Origin of the sequence: Rhizobium sp. N621 (assembly GCF_001664325.1) — a bacterium.
Lineage (GTDB): Bacteria > Pseudomonadota > Alphaproteobacteria > Rhizobiales > Rhizobiaceae > Rhizobium > Rhizobium esperanzae.
On the sequence record NZ_CP013495.1, the window covers coordinates 565,088 to 584,242 of the forward strand.

18 protein-coding genes and 1 tRNA gene are annotated in these 19,155 nt (G+C 62.8%); 10 read left to right on the forward strand and 9 right to left on the reverse strand.

What is annotated here, in order from left to right; translation table 11 throughout:
- Positions 1-32: 32 nt before the first annotated feature.
- Positions 33-1,127, forward strand: coding sequence for a 2'-deoxycytidine 5'-triphosphate deaminase (locus AMK00_RS02775; protein ID WP_064800561.1), 1,095 nt, complete (start codon positions 33-35; stop codon positions 1,125-1,127).
- A 58-nt stretch (positions 1,128-1,185) separates the two neighbouring features.
- A tRNA-Gly gene (locus AMK00_RS02780) sits at positions 1,186-1,259 on the forward strand.
- A gap of 23 nt (positions 1,260-1,282) precedes the next feature.
- Here the strand turns inward: AMK00_RS02780 and AMK00_RS02785 are convergent.
- A complete protein-coding gene (locus AMK00_RS02785; RefSeq protein ID WP_064809526.1) occupies positions 1,283-1,870 on the reverse strand; it encodes a TetR/AcrR family transcriptional regulator in 588 nt (195 codons plus the stop codon).
- A gap of 98 nt (positions 1,871-1,968) precedes the next feature.
- On the opposite strand from AMK00_RS02785, the gene AMK00_RS02790 reads away from it, so the two are divergent.
- The 3 genes from AMK00_RS02790 to AMK00_RS02800 all read left to right on the forward strand — a co-directional run bounded on the left by AMK00_RS02790 (position 1,969) and on the right by AMK00_RS02800 (position 7,088).
- A complete protein-coding gene (locus tag AMK00_RS02790) occupies positions 1,969-3,087 on the forward strand; it encodes an efflux RND transporter periplasmic adaptor subunit (protein WP_064809527.1) in 1,119 nt (372 codons plus the stop codon).
- Positions 3,084-6,194 (forward strand): efflux RND transporter permease subunit, encoded by a 3,111-nt coding sequence (locus tag AMK00_RS02795; RefSeq protein ID WP_064809528.1) that lies wholly within the window; start codon positions 3,084-3,086, stop codon positions 6,192-6,194. Before AMK00_RS02790 ends, AMK00_RS02795 begins: the two co-directional genes overlap by 4 nt.
- Positions 6,195-6,266: 72 nt before the next feature.
- A complete protein-coding gene (locus tag AMK00_RS02800) occupies positions 6,267-7,088 on the forward strand; it encodes an oxidoreductase (RefSeq protein ID WP_064809529.1) in 822 nt (273 codons plus the stop codon).
- Positions 7,089-7,172: 84 nt separating this feature from the next.
- Here AMK00_RS02800 and AMK00_RS02805 read toward each other — a convergent pair whose 3' ends face one another.
- A complete protein-coding gene (locus AMK00_RS02805) occupies positions 7,173-7,454 on the reverse strand; it encodes a hypothetical protein (RefSeq protein ID WP_064805879.1) in 282 nt (93 codons plus the stop codon).
- A gap of 353 nt (positions 7,455-7,807) precedes the next feature.
- On the opposite strand from AMK00_RS02805, the gene AMK00_RS02810 reads away from it, so the two are divergent.
- The gene (locus tag AMK00_RS02810) at positions 7,808-8,188 is read left to right on the forward strand and encodes a VOC family protein (protein WP_064800569.1); all 381 of its coding nucleotides are present in this window, start codon (positions 7,808-7,810) and stop codon (positions 8,186-8,188) included.
- Positions 8,189-8,344: 156 nt separating this feature from the next.
- On the opposite strand, the gene AMK00_RS02815 is transcribed toward AMK00_RS02810, so the two are convergent.
- Positions 8,345-10,354 (reverse strand): methyl-accepting chemotaxis protein, encoded by a 2,010-nt coding sequence (locus tag AMK00_RS02815; RefSeq protein WP_064809530.1) that lies wholly within the window; start codon positions 10,352-10,354, stop codon positions 8,345-8,347.
- Positions 10,355-10,765: 411 nt separating this feature from the next.
- On the opposite strand from AMK00_RS02815, the gene AMK00_RS02820 reads away from it, so the two are divergent.
- Both AMK00_RS02820 and AMK00_RS02825 read left to right on the forward strand, forming a co-directional pair.
- Positions 10,766-11,713: an IS110 family transposase gene (locus tag AMK00_RS02820; RefSeq protein ID WP_064809531.1), complete on the forward strand. Its 948-nt coding sequence runs from the start codon at positions 10,766-10,768 to the stop codon at positions 11,711-11,713.
- Positions 11,714-11,984: 271 nt separating this feature from the next.
- Entirely contained in the window at positions 11,985-12,860 is an 876-nt protein-coding gene (locus tag AMK00_RS02825; protein ID WP_064809532.1) for a transporter substrate-binding domain-containing protein, read from the forward strand.
- Positions 12,861-12,920: 60 nt separating this feature from the next.
- On the opposite strand, the gene AMK00_RS02830 is transcribed toward AMK00_RS02825, so the two are convergent.
- From AMK00_RS02830 to AMK00_RS02850, 5 genes are all read right to left on the reverse strand, one after another.
- On the reverse strand, positions 12,921-13,334 hold the full coding sequence (locus AMK00_RS02830; protein ID WP_064800572.1) for a tellurite resistance TerB family protein: 414 nt from the start codon (positions 13,332-13,334) through the stop codon (positions 12,921-12,923).
- An 88-nt stretch (positions 13,335-13,422) separates the two neighbouring features.
- Entirely contained in the window at positions 13,423-14,133 is a 711-nt protein-coding gene (locus AMK00_RS02835; RefSeq protein WP_064809533.1) for a thermonuclease family protein, read from the reverse strand.
- An 11-nt stretch (positions 14,134-14,144) separates the two neighbouring features.
- On the reverse strand, positions 14,145-14,816 hold the full coding sequence (locus AMK00_RS02840; protein ID WP_064809534.1) for a S24 family peptidase: 672 nt from the start codon (positions 14,814-14,816) through the stop codon (positions 14,145-14,147).
- Positions 14,817-15,142: 326 nt separating this feature from the next.
- Positions 15,143-15,790, reverse strand: coding sequence for a response regulator (locus AMK00_RS02845; RefSeq protein WP_064800575.1), 648 nt, complete (start codon positions 15,788-15,790; stop codon positions 15,143-15,145).
- An 89-nt stretch (positions 15,791-15,879) separates the two neighbouring features.
- Positions 15,880-16,278, reverse strand: coding sequence for a hypothetical protein (locus tag AMK00_RS02850; protein ID WP_064800576.1), 399 nt, complete (start codon positions 16,276-16,278; stop codon positions 15,880-15,882).
- Positions 16,279-16,397: 119 nt separating this feature from the next.
- Here AMK00_RS02850 and AMK00_RS02855 point away from each other — a divergent pair, with 119 nt between their 5' ends.
- Both AMK00_RS02855 and AMK00_RS02860 read left to right on the forward strand, forming a co-directional pair.
- A complete protein-coding gene (locus AMK00_RS02855; RefSeq protein ID WP_064811625.1) occupies positions 16,398-16,751 on the forward strand; it encodes a DUF952 domain-containing protein in 354 nt (117 codons plus the stop codon).
- Entirely contained in the window at positions 16,748-17,836 is a 1,089-nt protein-coding gene (locus tag AMK00_RS02860) for a quinone-dependent dihydroorotate dehydrogenase (protein ID WP_064809535.1), read from the forward strand. The genes AMK00_RS02855 and AMK00_RS02860 overlap by 4 nt, the downstream gene beginning before the upstream one ends.
- Here AMK00_RS02860 and AMK00_RS02865 read toward each other — a convergent pair.
- Complete coding sequence (locus AMK00_RS02865) at positions 17,812-19,155, reverse strand: MATE family efflux transporter (RefSeq protein WP_064805881.1); 1,344 nt, start codon at positions 19,153-19,155, stop codon at positions 17,812-17,814. The genes AMK00_RS02860 and AMK00_RS02865 overlap by 25 nt on opposite strands.

Here is a 19,155-nt window from a genome sequence, read left to right on the forward strand (position 1 = left end):
GGTTTTGTCGGCGGCAAAATGATGGATGGGGCATGATGGCTCGCGAAACTGGAATTCTGGCGGACCGCGCGATTGCGGCGCTGTTCGAAACGGGGCGTCTGAACTCCGAGCGGGAGCTCGACCGCGATCAGATCCAGCCGGCAAGTCTCGACCTGCGCTTAGGAAGCAAGGCTTTTCGTGTGCGCGCTTCCTTCATGCCGGGGCCGTCGCATCTGGTCTCGGACAAGCTCGATCGGCTGAGCCTGCACGTGATCGATCTGTCCCAAGGCGCGGTGCTCGAAACCGGCTGTGTCTATATCGTGCCGCTGATGGAGAGCTTGGCGCTGCCGTCCGACATGTCGGCCTCGGCCAATCCGAAGAGTTCGACCGGCAGGCTCGATATCTTCACCCGCGTCATCACCGACTACGCCCAGGAATTCGACAAGATCCCGGCAGGTTATTCCGGCCCGCTCTATCTCGAAATCAGCCCGCGGACCTTCCCGATCGTCGTGCGCCGCGGCTCGCGCCTGTCGCAGATACGCTTCCGCGTCGGCCAATCCGTGCTCGGCGAGCCGGAACTTCTGAAGCTGCATGAAAGCGAGACGCTGGTTGCCAGCAAGCAGCCGAACGTGTCGGGCGGCGGCATCGCGCTGTCGATCGATCTCACCGGTGATAAGGACGGCCTGATCGGCTATCGCGGCAAACACCACACCGCCGTCGTCGATGTCGACGAGAAGGACCAGCACGATATTTTCGATTTCTGGGAGCCGCTCTATAGCCGCGGCCGCAACGAGTTGATCCTCGATCCCGACGAGTTCTATATCCTCGTTTCGCGTGAGGCTGTGCATGTGCCGCCGGATTATGCCGCCGAAATGACCCCCTTCGATCCGCTGGTCGGCGAGTTCCGCGTCCACTATGCCGGCTTTTTCGATCCGGGCTTCGGCCATGCGCCGGCCGGCGGGCGCGGCAGCCGCGCCGTGCTCGAAGTGCGCAGCCATGAAGTGCCCTTCATCCTCGAAGACGGCCAGATCGTCGGCCGCCTGGTCTATGAACACATGCAGGAAAAGCCCGCCAGCCTCTACGGCTCCGGCCTCGGATCCAACTACCAGGCCCAGGGCCTGAAACTCTCGAAACACTTCCGCATCTGACGGGCCGCGCTCAGCCGACTTGACAGCGGCCCCCATCTGTTGGAAATCTCAGCGCATCGCGGGTGTAGCTCAATGGTAGAGCAGCAGCTTCCCAAGCTGAATACGAGGGTTCGATTCCCTTCACCCGCTCCAAGTCCTCATCCGCAACCGAAATCTCAATCTTCGTCCGTGTCGCCCGCGACGCGCTTGACCGCATCGGCCGCGGTTTCCAGCAGTCGCTCCGACATCTCCCGATCGGTCATGATGCGAGAGATGGTGACGGCGCCGACCATCAGGGACAGCACGACCATGGCTTTCTCGTACGGTTTTGTGCCGTCCGATGCCGGGATTAATTCGTCGAGAACCTGAAGGTGAGCTTCGATGCCATTCTGGAATGGAAGGCGTACCTCCTCGCTCTGACGCGCCGCGTCGGAGCCGAGCGCGGCCAGGGGGCAACCATCGCCTCTCTCTTCCTGGTGCCCGGTCGAGAGATACATGCCGACAACCGCGCCGAAGGGATCGGCGCTTCCGGCGGCAACCCTCGACCACCGGCGAATTGCACTCTCCATCGCTCGCCCGGATGCCAGCGCCGCAAGATCGTCTTTCGATCGGAACTGTTTGTAGAATCCGCCTTGGGTGAGGCCGGCACCTTTCATCAGATCTTTCAGCCCGATGCCGTCGAAACCATGCTCCCGGAAGAGCCGGCTTGCGACATTGATCACCGTTTCGCGGTTGGCCTCGGCCTGGGCACGACTGACTCTCATAGCGACCTCCAATTAGATTTCATTTGACATCTATACCAATTTTAGAGTTAGATCGCAATCTAAATGATCCGCCGTGCCGGTCAATAAGGGTTAATGAGATGAATCGCAAAATATTACTCGGCGCTTTCGCACTTGTGGCTGCTGCCGGCGCCACCGCTTTCGTGCTTTTCGAGGAGCCCTCCAAAGCCAGTGCAAAAGCCGCCGATCCCCGCACGGCACCCCCCTTTGTCAAGCTGGTGGAGGCAAAAAACCCGGAGGCCACCGAACGCACCTTCACGGGCACCATTGCCGCCCGGGTGCAGAGCAATCTCGGCTTCCGTGTGCCCGGCAAGATCATGCAGCGCTATGTGGACGTTGGCGTGCAGGTCAAAGCCGGTCAGCCGCTGATGCGCATCGACGAGACCGATCTGCGTCTCGCTTTGACCGCGAAACGAAACGCCGTTGCGGCAGCCCAAGCAGTGCTGATCCAGGCGCAAGCCGACGAGCGGCGTTATGCCGCCTTGGTGAAAAACGGATTGGCCGCGACGCCACAGCGCTATGAACAGGCAAAGGCAGCCCTCGACACCGCGACGGCGCAGCTTGCCGCGGCGGAAGCGGACGCCAAGGTCGCAGAGAACGAGACCGCCTATTCCATCCTCGTTGCCGATACCGATGGGACGGTTGTCGAAACGCTCGGAGAGCCGGGGCAGGTGGTGACGGCCGGACAAACAGTGGTTCGGCTCGCACAGGCCGGCCCGCGTGAAGCATTGGTCTGGCTTCCTGAATTCCTGCGGCCTGAGATCGGTCAGACAGCCGATGCCAGCATCTACGGAAACGAAGGCCGGCGGGACAAGGCGCGGTTGCGGCAGATCTCCGACGCCGCCGACCCTCAAACCCGCACCTATGAAGCACGCTGGGTTCTGGATGGCGCGGCAGCGTCGGCCCCGCTGGGCGCGACGGTGACGATCAGGATCTCCAACAGCAGGGGCCAATCACAGGCCGCGGTGCCTGTCGGCGCGGTTTTGGACGACGGCAGCCGAACCGGCGTGTGGGTCTTCGATGAGAAATCTTCGACCGTCCACTTCAGGCAGGTGAAAATTGAACAAATAGGCGAGGAGGTCGCGGTGGTTTCCAGCGTCAAAGCAGGCGAGCCGGTCGTCGCTCTCGGCGCCCATCTGCTGCAGGACGGCGCCAGCGTGCGCACCAAGGTAGAACAGGCAGAGGCGGCAAAACAATGAACTTCAATCTCTCCGCGCTCGCCGTCCGCGAACGGGCCGTTACGCTGTTCTTCATCATTCTGCTGGCCGCCGCAGGCGCCTATGCCTTCGTCAAGCTTGGGCGCGCGGAGGACCCCTCATTCACCATCAAAACCTTGACCGTGACGACCGTGTGGCCGGGTGCGACGGCGCGCGAGATGCAGGACCTGGTTGCCGAACCGCTGGAGAAGCGCCTCCAGGAACTCACCTGGTACGATCGTGTCGAGACGACAACCCGGCCGGGATACGCCTTTCTGACTGTGACGCTGAAGGACAGTACGCCGTCCACGGCGGTCGAAGAGGAATTCTATCAGGCCCGAAAGAAGCTTGGGGACGAGGCCCGCAATCTGCCCCAGGGCGTCTTCGGTCCTTTCGTCAACGACGAATATTCCGATGTCAGCTTCGGGCTTTATGCACTGAAGGCCAAGGGCATGCCGATGCGCGAGCTGGTGCGCCAGGCCGAGGTCATCCGCCAGGATCTTCTGCATGTGCCTGGAGTCAAGAAGATCAACATCCTCGGTGAGCGGCCCGAACAGATCTTTGTCGAATTTTCCTATGCCAAGCTGGCGACGCTCGGCATTTCTGCGCAAGACGTCGCGGCCGCTTTGCAGCGGCGAAACACCGTGACGCCGGCGGGGTCGATCGACACCCGCGGCCCGCAGGTCTTCATTCGCTTCGATGGCGCCTATGACAGCATTCAGGCGATATCAGACACGCCGATCGTCGCGGCCGGACGCACATTGAAACTATCGGATTTTGCCGAAGTGCGGCGCGGCTATGAAGATCCGGCCACCTATCTCATTCGCCATGACGGCGAGCCCGCCATCATGCTCGGCGCGGTGATGCAGCAGGGCTGGAACGGTCTGGAACTCGGCAAGGCGCTGGAGGAAAGATCCGCCGCGATCGCCAAGACCTTGCCGCTCGGCATGACGCTCGCCAAGGTCAGCGACCAGGCCGTCAATATCAAGGAAGCCGTCGGCGAATTCATGCTGAAATTCGCCATGGCGCTCGGCGTCGTCTTGTTCGTCAGCCTCGTCAGCCTTGGTTGGCGCGTCGGGATCGTCGTGGCTCTGGCCGTTCCGCTGACCCTTGCCGTCGTCTTCCTCATCATGCTGGAGACCGGCCGGTTCTTCGATCGCATCACCCTTGGGGCGCTGATCCTCGCGCTCGGCCTTCTGGTCGACGACGCAATTATCGCCATCGAGGTGATGGTGGTGAAGATGGAAGAGGGGATGGACCGCATCAAGGCGGCCGCCTATGCTTGGAGCCATACCGCGGCCCCGATGCTATCAGGCACGCTCGTGACGATCATCGGCCTGATGCCGGTCGGCTTTGCCCGCTCGACCGCCGGCGAATATGCCGGCAATATCTTCTGGGTCGTGGGCTTTGCCTTGATCGTATCGTGGATTGTCGCGGTGATCTTCACCCCATATCTCGGCGTCAAGATGTTGCCCGCCATCAAACCGGTCGAAGGTGGCCATCACGCCATCTACGACACGCCGAATTACCGGCGTCTGCGGGGGATGATCGAATTTACCGTGCGTCACAAGTTCGTCACTTGTGCGGTGGTCGGCATCGTCATGGCGGTCTCTGTCGTGGGCATGGGAGCGGTGAAACAGCAGTTCTTCCCGACGTCGGATCGTCCGGAGGTTCTGGTTGAAGTCCGCATGCCTGAAGGGACCAGTATCGAAACCACGGCCGCAACGGTGGGGAAGCTCGAAGACTGGCTGCAGCAGCAGCCGGAGGCAAAGACCGTGACGAGCTATACCGGTCAGGGCGCTCCCCGCTTCTTCTTCGCCATGGCCCCTGAGCTGCCGGACCCGTCCTTCGCCAAGATCGTCGTACTGACCCCTGACGCCCACACACGCGAGGCTTTGAAGCTTCGCCTGCGCGCGGCCATCTCGGATGGGCTCGCTCCCGAAGCCTATGTCCGCGTCACCCAGCTCGTATTCGGTCCCTATACGCCGTTTCCGGTCGAATTCCGCATCATGGGTCCTGACACCGACCAATTGTACCGGCTCTCCGAAAAGGCCCTGGAAATCATGAAGAGCGTGCCGGATGTGCGTCAGGCAAACCGTGATTGGGGCAACCGCACACCGGTGCTGCGCTTCGTTCCAGACCAGGAACGGCTGGGCCTGATCGGCCTTTCGCCGGCGGAGGCCGCCCAGCAGATGCAGCTGCTGCTGAGCGGGATCCCGATTACCGAGGTTCGCGAGAATATCCGCAACGTGCCTGTCGTCGCCCGCAGCGCCGGCGACAACCGGCTTGACCCGTCGCGATTGGCGGACTTCTCGCTGATGAGCCGGGATGGCCGCCAGGTTCCGCTCGATCAGATCGGTCATTCCGAAATCCGGTTTGAAGAGCCGATCCTGAAACGTCGCGATCGAACGCCCGTTGTCACGATCCGTTCCGATATCGACGAGGCGACGCAGCCCCCGGAGGTGTCCCAGCAGGTCATGAAGGCGCTGCAGCCGCTGATCGCCACGCTGCCTGTGGGCTATCGCATCGAGATGGGCGGGAACATCGAGGAGTCGCTCAAGGCCAACGCCGCCCTCGTCAAAATCTTCCCGGCGATGATTGCCGCCATGCTGATCGTTATCGTGCTGCAGGTCCGCAGCCTGTCGACGATGACCATGGTCATGCTGACGGGGCCGCTCGGTCTTGCCGGGGCGGTTCCGGTCCTGCTTCTCTTCAATCAGCCCTTCGGCTTCAACGCCATTCTCGGATTGATCGGATTGGCCGGAATCCTCATGCGCAATACCTTGATCCTGACGGAACAGATCAAGGAGAACAAGGCAGCCGGTCTCGACGATTATCACGCCGTCATCGAGGCGACGGTGCAGCGCACGCGTCCCGTTATCCTGACAGCCCTTGCGGCCGTCCTTGCCTTCATTCCTCTCACCCACTCGGTGTTCTGGGGGTCGATGGCCTACACGCTGATCGGCGGAACGGCGGTCGGGACCGTGTTGATCCTGCTCTTCCTTCCCGCTCTCTACGCAACCTGGTTCCGCATCAAGCCGACGAAAAACGAAAGTCACGAGAATTCACCAAAGGACGTGGAACTGCAGGCAGCATTGGCTGCCGAGTGATGCCTGTGTTGCCGAGGCAGCCGCTTCTACTGAAGCCCATAATTGATGACCCGCGCCAATCAAGGAGCATGCATGTCTAAAGATAAGGTTGTAGTGATTACCGGAGCGTCCTCTGGAATAGGCGAAGCTTCGGCGCGCCTTCTTGCACAAAACGGGTTCCAGGTCTTTGGGGGTGCGCGCGACCCGAAGCGCGCTCATCCGATCGCCGGCGTGCGCTTCGGCACTGTCGACGTCACCGATGATGCCTCGGTCTCGAACTTCGTCGAATGGGTTTTGTCCGAGGCAGGCAAGATCGACATCCTGATCAACAACGCTGGCGTTTCACTGGTCGGCCCCGTCGAGAACACGTCGATTTCCGAAGCGCATAAGGTGTTCGATACGAATGTGTTCGGCCCTTTGCGCATGATCCGCGCCGTCTTGCCCTCCATGCGAGCCGCGCGGAGCGGGCTGATCATCAATGTCAGCTCAGTCCTTGGCTTCCTGCCTGCGCCATTTATGGGAGTCTATGCGAGCAGTAAGCATGCGCTGGAAGGACTGTCCGAGTCTCTCGACCATGAGATCCGTGGGTTCAACGTGTGCGTGGTGCTTCTTGAACCTACCTTCACGAACACGAAACTCGATGTGAACGCAGCACAAACGGAGATTCCCCTGGGAGTCTACGCGACGCAGGCTGACGCGACCATCAAAGCTGTACAGGCCCAGATCAGGACCGCGCCGTCGCCGCGGGCAGTAGCAGATAAAATCTTAGCTGCGATCGATGGTCCGTATCGAATGCGTCAACCAGCCGGTGGCCAGGCGACGCTTTTAAGCCGGTTGCGCAGGTTTATGCCGGCCGGCGCTGTCGATCGCAGCCTGCGTAAGACATTCGGTTTCGGAAAGCGAAGCGCGTCCTGAGTTTCATTCTAAATTTTACAACGCCGTCGGTTTCAACAGCATCGAGCACTGGTGAGCCGACGACGTCATACCATCAAGCGAAGCCTAATCCCCGAAGAACCGGATCGGCTTGTATTGCCGATGCGCGATGATCAGGCTTCGGTCCGGCTGGATGATGTAGGTTTCCTCCACCTGCCGGCCATACTGGTCGGTGAAATCATGCGGGAAGCTGGAGCCGGGTGGTGATTTGGTGAGCTTGCTGCGCGGCTGGCCGTTATAGGTGATGCTGCCCGGGATCGGTTCGAGGCCCGGTCCGCCATAGTAGGAAATGCTGTTGCACCCGGCAAGAACCAAGGTGCCGATGAGGCCGAGGAGTGCGGGTTTCATGTCCATCCCTTCCGATGCGCCGAAGCGACGATCTTACTCCTGATTGCATCTTGCTTGCCAGATCAAACGCCATCTCCGCCTTCGCGAAGCATCGCCGGGAGCGCCGTGATCGCTTCAGCCTTTCCATTGCCGAAACCGGCGCAGTCTGCTAGATCGGTATCGTCGAAAAAGGCAGGATCGGTTGAGGTAAGCCCGATCCCTTCCGTCTGAGCGTCAAAGCGCTCTGACGAAGCTCTGCTCCGTGCCCCAGGGCACGAGAACCCGCGACGTGATCCGCATGCAGATGCGGGATCCCGGCGGCGTGCGGAGACGGCAAATGGCAGTCCCGGGATTTGTTTGAACGGAGACTGTCAATGCGCCTGAACCATCTCGATTTTCACGTAGCCGATATTACTGAGACGGCGGATTTCTTCATCCGTCATTTTGGCCTGAAGCTCAAAGATATGCGCGGCAACAACGGCCTGGCGATCCTCAATGACGACACTGGCCTCGAAATCGTCTTCAGCCACGCCATCGCCAAGTTCGGCACCGCCGACCAGGTGGAGATAGGCCGCCAGACCTATCACATCGGCTTCATCCTGTCCGAAAAGGCGGATGTCGATACTGTCCATGCCGGACTTGTTGCCGCTGGTGCCGTGCTCTCCGGTCCGCCGGCCGCCATGCGCGGCGGCTGGCTGTTCTATTGCACGGCGCCGGGGAATATCCTCGTCGAGGTGGGTTGGCGGCCGGGTTAGAGTGGGACGGAGCCGGTAAACGCGGCTAAGAGGGACATGCCGCGACCTCTCGATTCCCTCTTCTCCCTGAGGGGAGAAGAGAATTTGCGGCAACCTCTCTGTTCCTCGCCCCCTCGCAGGGCGCGTCTTCTCGTGCCTTGTGCCGAGGTCTGTTGCTCAGAACTCCGTCCAGTCCGCCTCCTGGCTCTTTGAGGGCGTGATGCCGCCGCCGAAGGCGTTGGCGAGCGTCTGGCCGAGGGCGCGGGCCGGTGAGGCGGTCGGGCGGGCCGTGCCTTCCCCGGCGACGCGGATCGCGGGGGACTTGGCCAGCGGGCGCGCGGCGGCACGGGGGGCTGCTGCCGGCGGCCGGATGGAAGCGATCGGGGCGGCGGCGGCGACGCTGCCGGTACCGGTCAGCCGGAACTGGCCGAGCAGATTGTTGAGTGCCGTCGCCTCCGTGGCGAGGCTATGGCTGGCGGCGGTCGACTGCTCGACCATCGCCGCATTCTGCTGCGTGCCCTGATCCATGGTGTTGACGGCGGTGTTGATCTCCTGCAGCCCGATCGACTGTTCGCGCGAGGCTTCGGCAATCGCGTGGACGTGCTGGTTGATTTCCTGCACTTCGGTGACGATCGCATCGAGCGCCTTGCCGGTCTCGCCGACCAGCGAGACGCCGGTTTGCACATGCGTGCCGGAATTGGTGATCAGGTCCTTGATTTCCTTTGCCGCCTTGGCTGAGCGCTGCGCCAGCTCGCGCACTTCCTGGGCGACGACCGCAAAGCCTTTGCCGGCTTCGCCGGCGCGTGCCGCCTCGACGCCGGCATTCAGCGCCAAGAGGTTGGTCTGGAAGGCGATGTCGTCGATGACGCCGATGATGTTGGAAATTTCGCCCGACGACTTTTCGATCTCCTGCATGGCGGAGACGGCCTTGCGGACGATGTCGCCGGATCTTTCGGCACCGAGGCGCGTGCGGGTGACGAGCTGGCTCGCCTCTTCGGCGCGCTTGGCGGCGTCGCGCACCGTCGTGGTGATCTCTTCCAGCGCTGCGGCGGTTTCTTCGACCGAGGCCGACTGCTGTTCGGTTCGCCGGGAAAGCTCGTCGGCGGAGGAACGAATCTCGTTGGCGCCGGTGCCGATCGCCCGCGCATTGGCCCCGACCGCCTGCATGGTTTCGTTGAGCTTCTCGACCGAGTGGTTGAAATCCTGGCGCAGCGCATCGAGATGGGCGACGAAGGGCTCGTCGATATGAGAGGCGAGATCGCCGGCAGCAAGGCGGCGCAGGCCGTCGCCAAGCGCTGCGACGGCGCGTTCGAGCTCGGCTGCCTCGCGGGCTTTCTGCGCCTCGCGTTCGCGGCGCTCGCCGTCGCTGACGCTGCGGTCGGCCTCGGCGCGCGCCTCGATCTGGCGACGCTCGATCGCGTTGTCGCGGAAGATCGAAACCGCCTTTGCCATCTGGCCGACTTCGTCGCGGCGATCGAGACCGCTGATATCGCTATCGGTGTCGCCCTCGGCAAGCCGCGTCATGCGCAGGCTGAGCTTCGTCATTGGGCCGGCAATGCCTTTCTGCGCCACGGTGACGGCGAAGCCGATCGCGGTGAGGACAGCGATGCCGATCAGGACGAGACAGAAGGTGATCCGGCCATTGACGGACGTCGAAAGCCCGTCGCCGCCGTCGTTGAGCAATGCCATCATCGCATCATTGTTGGCGATCATCTTCGGCGTCAGCGCATCGAGCTTGGCATTGATCAGCGCGACGTTCGCGAGCGCGCCGGCGCTGTCCTTGGTCTTGCTCTGTTCGATGATCTTGTTCGCCAGAGCTTCGATTTCATCGATGCCGGCCTGGATTTCGTCGATTGCCGCCTTGCGGCTCGGAACCAGTGCGAGCGCCTGTTTCATCCGGTCGCGGGCCTGCGGCAGCTTGCTCGGGGTGGCAAGCGCCGTCTGGAAGGCCGGCGTATCGGGTTTCATGTCGGCCAGCAGGGTGACCTGCAGCACCGAGGCCACCACCGATGCGCTGGCGCGCGCGCTCAGCATCGAAGCCTGCGCCTCATGATCGATAAAGGCGCTATAGGCGGCGTCCGCCCGGCGGAATTCGGAGACGACATAGACCAGCCCCGCCATCGCGATCAGCCCGAGCAGCGCCACGACCGATATGATTTTGGTGCGGATTTTCAGATGCTTCAACATGGGAAATGTCACCCGATCTGGCCGGCCGCGCCGGGCGTCCGGTGTTTGGAAATTGGATTTGACAAGAGCGCTGCCTGATTGTCGCGGCGCCGGAAAGGGAGTTGACGCATGCATCATGCAATCGGCTGGCGGGGTCCGTATCGTCGCGACAAATAGAGGCGATATTCTTTAATTCCGCGCTAACGCGCAGGCGCCGTCCTGACCTTAATTTTGAGGGGAGCAGGAGGTTTGCGCCAACCCCCAAGAGAGCCTCATCCTTGTACGTTGCCGTTGCTGTATAGTGGGGTTGCGCGACGGGGATGCGTGTCATCCCTGGGTTTTGAACTCGTGCCTCAGCGAGCATCTCCGTCGCCATGTCTTCGCTCGAACGGTTGATTGGGCCTTGAGCCCGCGTTGCAAGGAGGAGCACCCATGCGTATCCCGCAAGCTTTCATGGTCGGCATCGATGTCTCGAAAGCCCATTTCGACGTGGCCGTCGAGGGCAAAAGCGCCGTTGGCCGCTTTGACAACGACGCGCCGGGCCGGACCGCGCTGGCGACGGCGATAGCCGGCGCCGAGCTGGTCGTCGTCGAGGCCACCGGCGGTTACGAGATGGCGATCGTCAGGGCGCTGATGGCCGCCGGTATTCCCATCGCCGTCGTCAATCCCCGCCAGGTGCGCGATTTCGCCAGGGCCAGCGGGCGGCTGGCCAAGACCGATCAGGTCGACGCCCGCGTCATTCTCCACTTCGCCAGAGCGATGCGGCCGGCACAGATCCCCCATATCGACGACGGCCGCATCGCGCTTGCTGCCCTCGTCGCCCGCCGCCGGCAGCTCATCGACATGGCGGTCGCCGAGAAGAACCGCCTCGAACATGCCCCGCAAGCCGTCGCCGCGCTGATTGGCGAGACCCTCGCCGCCCTCAAGAGCCAGCTCGCCCGCGTCGATGCCGCCATCGCGCTTGCCATCGAGGCCGAGCCCGACATGGCCGCACGCCGCGACCTGCTGCTGACCGTGCCAGGCATCGGCGAGGTCGGCGCCGCCGTGCTCATCGCCGAGCTGCCCGAACTCGGCGCCATCGACGACAAGAAGCTCGCAGCCCTCGTCGGCGTCGCCCCGGTCGCCCACGACAGCGGCACCTGGCGTGGCCAGCGCCACATCGCCGGCGGCCGCGCCACCGTCCGATGCGCTCTCTACATGGCAACGCTCTCGGCCATCCGTTGCAGCCCGGCCATCAAGGCCTTCCACAAAAGACTGCGCGATGCCGGCAAACCACCCAAGGTCGCCCTCGTCGCCGCCATGCGGAAATTCATCGTCATGATCAACACGATTATCAAAAGACGAACCCCATGGAGCGAACCCCAACAACACGGTTGCTGAGGCGCCCGTAAGGGCCTCGAAGGACGAGGCGGGTGCGCTGACGGTGCAGGGATTTAGGAGCGCTGCTGGAGCGTCTCCTTCGAGGCTCCGGCCTTTGGCCTGCGCGCCTCAGGACAAGGGCGTGAGGGGATGCCGCGGCCAGTGAGAAGCTTTGGAGGATGCCGCAGCCGATGAGTTCGTGCGCCTCATCCGCTACTTCACTCCATGGATATTCCCCGCCGGGCATGACTCTGTTACATCTCGGCGACCCCAACCCCGAAACTGGATCACCATGATTGAATCCCGGCAGGCATCCCCGACTCTCAGGGTTTTTCTAGCGGTCGGCCTGTTTCTGGCAGCGCCGTTTTCGAGCTTTGCGGCATTCGCCCAGCAAGCTGCCCCCTCGCTGCCGTTGCTCTTCGATGCCCGCGAGCGTCTCGCCAGACCGGATCTCTCCTCGCTGGTCCGTCTGCGCTTTCTGACGTCGGTTGATTTCCCGCCGTTTAATTTCACCGATCAGAACGGCAAGCTTGCCGGTTTCAACGTCGATCTCGCCCGCGAAATCTGCAGCGAGCTGGAGATTTCGGACAAGTGCCAGATCCAGGCGATCCCTTTCGCCGATCTCAAGGATGCGCTCGCCGCCTCGCAGGGCGATGCCGTCATCGCCGGCCTTGCGGTGACCCCGGAGCTACGCCGGCAATTTCTCTTCTCCCGACCATATCTGATGCTGCCGGCGCGCTTCGTGCGCAATCTTGGCGCCCCGCTCGATGGAAAGACCGCCGCCGCGCTCTCGAACCATCCGGTCGGCGTCGTCAAAGGCACGGTGCACGAGGCGATGCTGGCAGCCTTTTTCCCGGCACTGAAAGCGCAGGCTTTCGACACGAAGGACGCCCTGCTTGCGGCGCTGAAAGAGCGAAAGATCGATGCCGCCTTCGCCGATGCGCTGCAGCTTTCTTTCTGGGTTTCTTCGCCGGCCTCCGACAAATGCTGCGCGCTGCTCGACGGCCCCTACCTATCGGAACAGTTCCTCGGCGAGGGCATGACGATCATGCTGCGGCAGAAGGACAGTGTGCTGACCTCGGCCATCGACCATGCGCTTGCGACGCTCTCGCGCAACGGCCGTCTTCAGGAAATCTATCTGCGCTATTTTCCCTACGGGCTCTATTGAAATGCATGTCGCCCAAAACTGTGCAGCGGTTTTGGGGTAACGACATGCATAAACAAAACATCAGCCCTTGCGGAAGCGGGCGATCGCGCTGCGCTCGATCGCCGCGCAGGTGAGCTTGTCGAGGCTGAGCCGGTCGCGCAGCAGGCTGAGCAGCCGCAGTTCCTCCGCCTTGACCGAGAGATCGGCGGAGGCCACTTCGACCGCAAGCGCATAGGCCGTGTCGTAGAGTTTTGCCGGCAGGGTATCGCGTACGGTTTCGAGAACGACGTCGAGGCCCTCTGGCCCAGCCAGCAGCGCGGCGCAGTCGCGCGCGATCGGAATCAGTTTGTCGTCATCGAAATCCCTGAAAACCGGCAGGAAGCCGATCAGCTGACCGATCCTCTCCATCTCCTTGTCGTTCATGGTGCTGTCGACGGCCGACGCCATCACCATCACGTAGATCAGCGCATCATGGGCGGAAAGCGGCTTGTTCATCTCTGATTCCTTTTTGATCAGCCCAGATTAGGAATTGGCGGCGGCCTTTACAAGAGATCGGCAGCATCTCGCTCCTGCGGGCGGCCTGTCATTTGCGGCGCGGATCGCCGCCGTAAATGCCTTTCTGCGCCTGCTTCGCCTTCTCGGCGACGGCTGCAAGCAGCGAACCAGCCTCTGCTTCCGCCCAGCCGTCCTCGGCAAGCCATGCGCCGAGATCCTGTGTGCCGAGCCGGCAGGAGGCGATCGCCGTTCCCTGCCATTCAGCCGTGTCGAGATCGCAGGTGATGCTGCGGTTGCGCAAGAGCTGGCGCAGCGCCGTCTTCGCCAGCATGCCGCAGGGCCATTGCCGGCCTGCCGGCCCGCATATCCTGTCGGCCGGCGTGGGGACGATACCGGCAAGCTGGAGCCTGCGCTCGCCGAAGGAAAGACTGCCAGCGTTCTCGACCAGTGGCCGCGACAGCTCCATCGCCTTTTTCTCGGCAGGACCTGCAGTTTGGCTGGATGCCGGCGCCGCTTGGGGGATAGTGGCGGGTTTGGGCGCCCTGCCATCAGGCGCCGCCGCTGGGGGCGGGACCGCCGGTTCCACCGAGCGGGCGATTATTTCGGCGCGTTCGTCGGATATCGTCGCCGCCGGTTCGGCGGTCTCGGAGGCAACATTCGGCGCAGCTGCCGCCGTCTCCTCTGCGGTTGCGGTTTCTTCCCCTGCGGTGCCGCCGCGAAGTCTCGCTTCTCCTGCCATCAGAAGGCCGACCACCGCCGCCATCCCCGTGATACCTGTAAAGACGGCGGCAGGGCGCATGGAATATATTCCTACTGGCTGGCCCAGATGATGCGGGCGATCCAATCGACATCGGCAAGATCGAGCGTGCGGTTGGGATGTTCGGGATTGAGCGACATCAGCTCGATCGACCGCGGGCTCCGGCGCAGCAGCACCTTGGCCATCACCTCGCCCGCGCATGTGCGCACGACGACGCGGTCATTGCGGCGCACCTGCGCCCCGGGCTCGACGATCAGCACATCGCCGTCGCGATAAAGCGGCATCATGCTCTCGCCCTGCACCTCCAGCGCATAGACGCCGGATCGTTGCGACGGGTTGGTCGGAAACTCCACCACGTCCCAGCCATGACCGGCCGGAAAGCCGCTATCGTCGAAGAAGCCGCCGGCGCCGGCCTGGGCGAAGCCGAGCAGAGGAATGGCGCTGCCTGGCCGGGGGCTGGTACGCTCGCCGCGCCGTTCTCCGGAAGAATCGTCAGCCGGCTGCATTAAGGCGAGAAACTGCTCCATGCTCGCCCCTGTCGCATCGAGCACCTTGGCGATCGATTCCGTCGACGGCCAGCGTAGCCGCCCATCGGCGGAGAGCCGTTTCGACTTGTTGAATGAGGTGGGGTCGAGTCCGGCGCGGCGCGCAAGACCGGATGGCGTCAGCTCGTGCCGTTCGGCAAGCCTGTCGATCGCCTCCCAGATCTGCTTGTGTGACAGCATACGCGCCCGATTCCGTGCAGCCTGTCTCAGGCCGCGCTTTAGAACAATTCCAGGAAAAGTGCGAAGCGGTTTTCCGTCCGGAATTGCGTAAATCCAAAAGGTTAGAGCGGCTCTGCGCTTCCATGAAAAGCTGAACCACTCCAGAGCGCCGTGCGTTCGTTCGCACGCACAAAGGGCGCTCTAACTCTTTAAATCTACACATCGGCCCGAAAATCGGAATCGATTTTCGGGCCGATGCTGTAGCCGGACGGAATAGTAACCGACCGTGCGGCGCCCGTAAAGGTAAAGGAGGAATAAAATCCTGCTATCGGCAGTTTTGGCGGCCCTCAGGCCACCATCGCCATGTTGATCTTGCCGAGTTGGATGACCGCCTGCGTGCGGCTGTCGACATCGAGCTTCAGCAGGATCGCCGAGACATGCGCCTTGATCGTCGCTTCGGAGACGCCGAGTTCATAGGCGATCTGCTTGTTCAACAGGCCTTCGGCCAGCATGGTCAGCACCCGGCTCTGCTGCGGCGTCAGCGTGTGCAGACGATGGATCAGATCGGCGACGTCGGGATCCTGCTCCTGGCCGTCGCGATAGCTTTCCGGCGTGGCGATATCGCCGGCAAGCACCGTCTGGATGCTGCGACGGATGTCTTCGATGCCCGAGGATTTCGAGATGAAGCCGGAAGCGCCGAGTTCCAGCGCCCGGCGGATCGTCGTGGCGTCGTCGCTCGCCGAGACGATGATGATCGGCAGGCTGGCGAATTCGGCGCGCAGCGCCATCAGGCCGGAAAAGCCGCTGACGCCGGGCATGGCGAGGTCGAGCAGCATCAGATCGGCGTCCGGATGGGCGCCGGCTGCGGTCCGCGCGGCGGCGAAATCGCCGGCTTCGATAATCGACTGGCGGCCTTCCATGCCGATGACGGCCTGGCGCAACGCATCGCGAAACAGCGGATGGTCATCCGCAATGATGATGGTCTGTTCCTGCATCGAAAACTCCCTCCCAAGAGTCCGATCACGCCGCATGCTGGCCGTCCCCTCGGCGTTGCATGCATGTTTTCTGAAATGACTATATCAGATCATGTCTTCTGCGGAAGAGGATTGGTTTTTTCGTCAGCCTGGAACTCCTTCACCATCCCCATGAAACTCTTCATCATCCGCTCCATGATGCTGATCGAGCGGTCGATCTCGGCGTCGCTTGGAAGCGCCCGCTGGATCAAGCCGGCCTGTTCCAGCTTGGTCACCCGCTCTGAAAGCCGGTCGAGCTCATCCTCATAGGCCGCCCGCTCATCGGCCGCCATACGGCAGACAAGGGCGCCGTCTTTGTCCTGGCAGATCGACATGGCACCGGTCTGGCGGTCGAGCCGGACGAAATGGTCGCCGCTCTTCTCCAGCTGGAACCGGCCCGCATCGGCCTCGGCCGCCGCGGCCGCCAGCGGCAGGAGAACAGCGCCAAGTGCGAGAACCAAAATCTTCATCGTCTCATCCTCCGGATTTTGCCTGGCTGGCCGTGCTTTTTAAGTGCCGGGGCGTGGACATCGCCGCCTCTTTCCGGCAAAGCGCTCATGACCCAAGGACCAGCAATCGCGAGGCCATGATGACCGTGACACCGACCCTTTACAAGATCGTGACGGAGACCCTCTGGCAGCAAGCCAGACAAAGCGGTGTTTTTCATGGCGCCGGCATCGATCTCAAGGATGGCTTCATCCATTTCTCGACGGCCGACCAGGTGAAGCAGACCGCGGCTCTGCATTTTTCCGGCCAGCCCGGCCTGATGCTGGTCGCCGTCGACGGCAGCGGTTTCGGTGACAAGCTGATCTTCGAACCCTCCCGCGGCGGCGATCTCTTCCCGCATCTTTATGCCGATCTGCCGCTGGCCGCCGTGCTTTGGGAGGCGCCGCTGCCGCTCGATGACAACGGCGTTCATACATTCCCGGAGCTTACGCCATGATCGATCCCTTCAAGCGCGTCGCCCGCAGGGGTCTCTTCCTGTTCGATCCGGAAACGGCGCACGGCATGTCGATCGCCGCGCTGAAGGCGGGTCTCGTACCCGCCTGCCGGATCACTCCCGATCCGCGCCTTCGCCAGACCGTCGCCGGCCTCACCTTCGAAAACCCGCTCGGCATGGCGGCCGGTTACGACAAGAATGCCGAGGTGCCCGAAGCGCTGCTGAAGCTCGGCTTCGGTTTTACCGAGATCGGCACGGTGACGCCGAAGCCGCAATCCGGCAATCCGCGCCCGCGCATTTTCCGCCTGGTCGAGGATGAGGGCGTCATCAACCGCCTCGGTTTCAACAATGAAGGCCATGAGGCCGCCTTCGGGCGCCTCGTCGCGCTGAAGGGCAACGGCATCGTCGGCGTCAATATCGGCGCCAACAAGGACAGCGACGATCGCATCGCCGACTATGTCGCCGGCATCCGCCGCTTCCATTCCGTCGCGCGTTATTTCACCGCCAACATCTCTTCGCCGAACACGCCTGGCCTGCGCGACCTGCAGGCGCGCGAAAGCCTTGCAGCGCTGCTTTCGGCGGTGCTGGCGGCGCGTGACGAGATGGCGCAGAAATCCGGCCGCAAGATCCCGGTCTTTCTGAAGATCGCCCCTGACCTGACCGAGGAAGGCATGGATGATATCGCCGCGGAAGCGCTCTCACATGCGCTTGACGGGCTGATCGTCTCCAACACGACGCTGTCGCGCGACGGTCTCAAGGACCAGCGACAGGCGAAGGAGGCGGGCGGCCTTTCCGGCGTGCCGCTGTTTGAAAAATCGACGGCGGTGCTTGCCCGGATGCGCAAGCGCGTCGGCCCTGAACTGCCGATCATCGGCGTCGGCGGCGTCTCCTCGGCTGAAACCGCGCTGGAAAAGATCAGGGCCGGCGCCGATCTCGTCCAGCTCTATTCCTGCATGGTTTATGAAGGTCCTGGCCTGCCCGGCGATATCGTCCGCGGTCTTTCGGCGTTGATGGACCGCGAAAAGGCCGGCTCGATCCGCGCGCTGCGCGACAGCAGGCTGGATTACTGGGCGGCGCGGAAGGTCTGATCGGCCCGCGGCCTGACCAGCATGGCGAGGAAGAAGCCGCGGAACAGCAGGAAGGCGTTCATGCCAAGCCACAAACCGTGATTGCCGAAGAGCGGCACGAAGACGGCGAGCATGGCCAGGTAGCCGGCAAAGGACATCAGCATGCGGTTGCGCATGTCGACCGACCATGTCGCGCCGATGAAGACGCCGTCCATCAGGAAGGCGAGCGCCCCCGTCAATCCGGTAATGGCAGCCCAGGGCAGATAGGTCTCGGCCGCCTGCCGCACCTCCGGCGAAGTGGTCAGCACCGAGATCAGCCAAGGGCCGGCGAGGAAGAAGAAGGCGGAAACGAGCGCCGCCAATCCGAACGACCAGAAGGTCGTCAGCTTCAACCCGCGGTCGAAGGCCGGCCGATAGCCCGCGCCGATCGCCCGGCCTGTGATCTGCTCGGCGGCATTGGCAAGCCCGTCGAGATAGTAGCCGGACAGCAGGAAGAAATTCATCAGGACGGCATTGGCGGCCAGTGTCACCGCCCCGAAGCCGGTGCCGATCCGCGTCATGATCGTGAAGGCGCCGATCAGCACGAATGTGCGGATCAGAATATCTCGGTTGAGGGCGAAAAGCTCCGCCAGACGATGCCGGGAAAAGATCTCGGCCCACGCCGGCCGCTCCGCCTTGGCAAAGCCGCTGAGCAGGATGAAGAGTCCGGCGATAGCCCCGACCGTTTCGCCGGCCATGGTTGCCCAGGCGACCCCGGCCACGCCCCAGCCGAGCGACAGGCCGAGATAGATGGAAAGCAGGATATTGATGCCGTTGATCAGTGCCTGCAGCAGCAGGCCGACGGTGGCCTGTCCGCGCCCGAGCACGAAGCCGAGAATGGCGTAATTCGCCAGCGCTGCAGGCGCTGCCAGCATGCGGATCGAGAAATAGGTGCCGGTCGCCCCGGCAATCGCCCCTTCCGCGCCCATCAGCCGCAATCCCGCCGCCTCGAGCAGCGGCGAAAGACAGAGCAGCGCCAGCCCGCAGCCAAGTGCTGATATCAGCGCTCGCCAGAAGACAGCCTGCTGCTCGTGCCGATCGCGCCGGCCATAGGCCTGCGCCGTCAGGCCGGTCGTCGAGGCGCGCAGAAAGTTGAAACTGCCGAGGATCAGATCGAAGAGCATCGCGCCGATCGCCAGCCCCGCCAGTGCTTCCGCATCGCCCATATGGCCAACGACGGCGGTGCTCGTCAGCCCGAGCAGCGGCGTTGTCATGAAGCCGAGCGTCATCGGAACGGCGATCGACAGCACCAGCCGGTGCGTCACGTCGAAAGCGAGGATGTTGTTGCTGCGCGTATCCAT

Bases quoted from the DNA above. Each gene is read 5' to 3' on its own strand.
- AMK00_RS02865 (WP_064805881.1), bottom strand. From the start codon at position 19,155: ATGGATACGCGCAGCAACAACATCCTCGCTTTCGACGTGACGCACCGG.
- AMK00_RS02785 (WP_064809526.1), bottom strand. From the start codon at position 1,870: ATGAGAGTCAGTCGTGCCCAGGCCGAGGCCAACCGCGAAACGGTGATC.
- AMK00_RS02775 (WP_064800561.1), top strand. From the start codon at position 33: ATGATGGCTCGCGAAACTGGAATTCTGGCGGACCGCGCGATTGCGGCG.
- AMK00_RS02790 (WP_064809527.1), top strand. From the start codon at position 1,969: ATGAATCGCAAAATATTACTCGGCGCTTTCGCACTTGTGGCTGCTGCC.
- AMK00_RS02815 (WP_064809530.1), bottom strand. From the start codon at position 10,354: ATGTTGAAGCATCTGAAAATCCGCACCAAAATCATATCGGTCGTGGCG.
- AMK00_RS02805 (WP_064805879.1), bottom strand. From the start codon at position 7,454: ATGAAACCCGCACTCCTCGGCCTCATCGGCACCTTGGTTCTTGCCGGG.
- AMK00_RS02850 (WP_064800576.1), bottom strand. From the start codon at position 16,278: ATGAAGATTTTGGTTCTCGCACTTGGCGCTGTTCTCCTGCCGCTGGCG.
- AMK00_RS02825 (WP_064809532.1), top strand. From the start codon at position 11,985: ATGATTGAATCCCGGCAGGCATCCCCGACTCTCAGGGTTTTTCTAGCG.
- AMK00_RS02840 (WP_064809534.1), bottom strand. From the start codon at position 14,816: ATGCTGTCACACAAGCAGATCTGGGAGGCGATCGACAGGCTTGCCGAA.
- AMK00_RS02860 (WP_064809535.1), top strand. From the start codon at position 16,748: ATGATCGATCCCTTCAAGCGCGTCGCCCGCAGGGGTCTCTTCCTGTTC.
- AMK00_RS02845 (WP_064800575.1), bottom strand. From the start codon at position 15,790: ATGCAGGAACAGACCATCATCATTGCGGATGACCATCCGCTGTTTCGC.
- AMK00_RS02820 (WP_064809531.1), top strand. From the start codon at position 10,766: ATGCGTATCCCGCAAGCTTTCATGGTCGGCATCGATGTCTCGAAAGCC.
- AMK00_RS02835 (WP_064809533.1), bottom strand. From the start codon at position 14,133: ATGCGCCCTGCCGCCGTCTTTACAGGTATCACGGGGATGGCGGCGGTG.
- AMK00_RS02795 (WP_064809528.1), top strand. From the start codon at position 3,084: ATGAACTTCAATCTCTCCGCGCTCGCCGTCCGCGAACGGGCCGTTACG.
- AMK00_RS02855 (WP_064811625.1), top strand. From the start codon at position 16,398: ATGACCGTGACACCGACCCTTTACAAGATCGTGACGGAGACCCTCTGG.
- AMK00_RS02810 (WP_064800569.1), top strand. From the start codon at position 7,808: ATGCGCCTGAACCATCTCGATTTTCACGTAGCCGATATTACTGAGACG.
- AMK00_RS02800 (WP_064809529.1), top strand. From the start codon at position 6,267: ATGTCTAAAGATAAGGTTGTAGTGATTACCGGAGCGTCCTCTGGAATA.
- AMK00_RS02830 (WP_064800572.1), bottom strand. From the start codon at position 13,334: ATGAACAAGCCGCTTTCCGCCCATGATGCGCTGATCTACGTGATGGTG.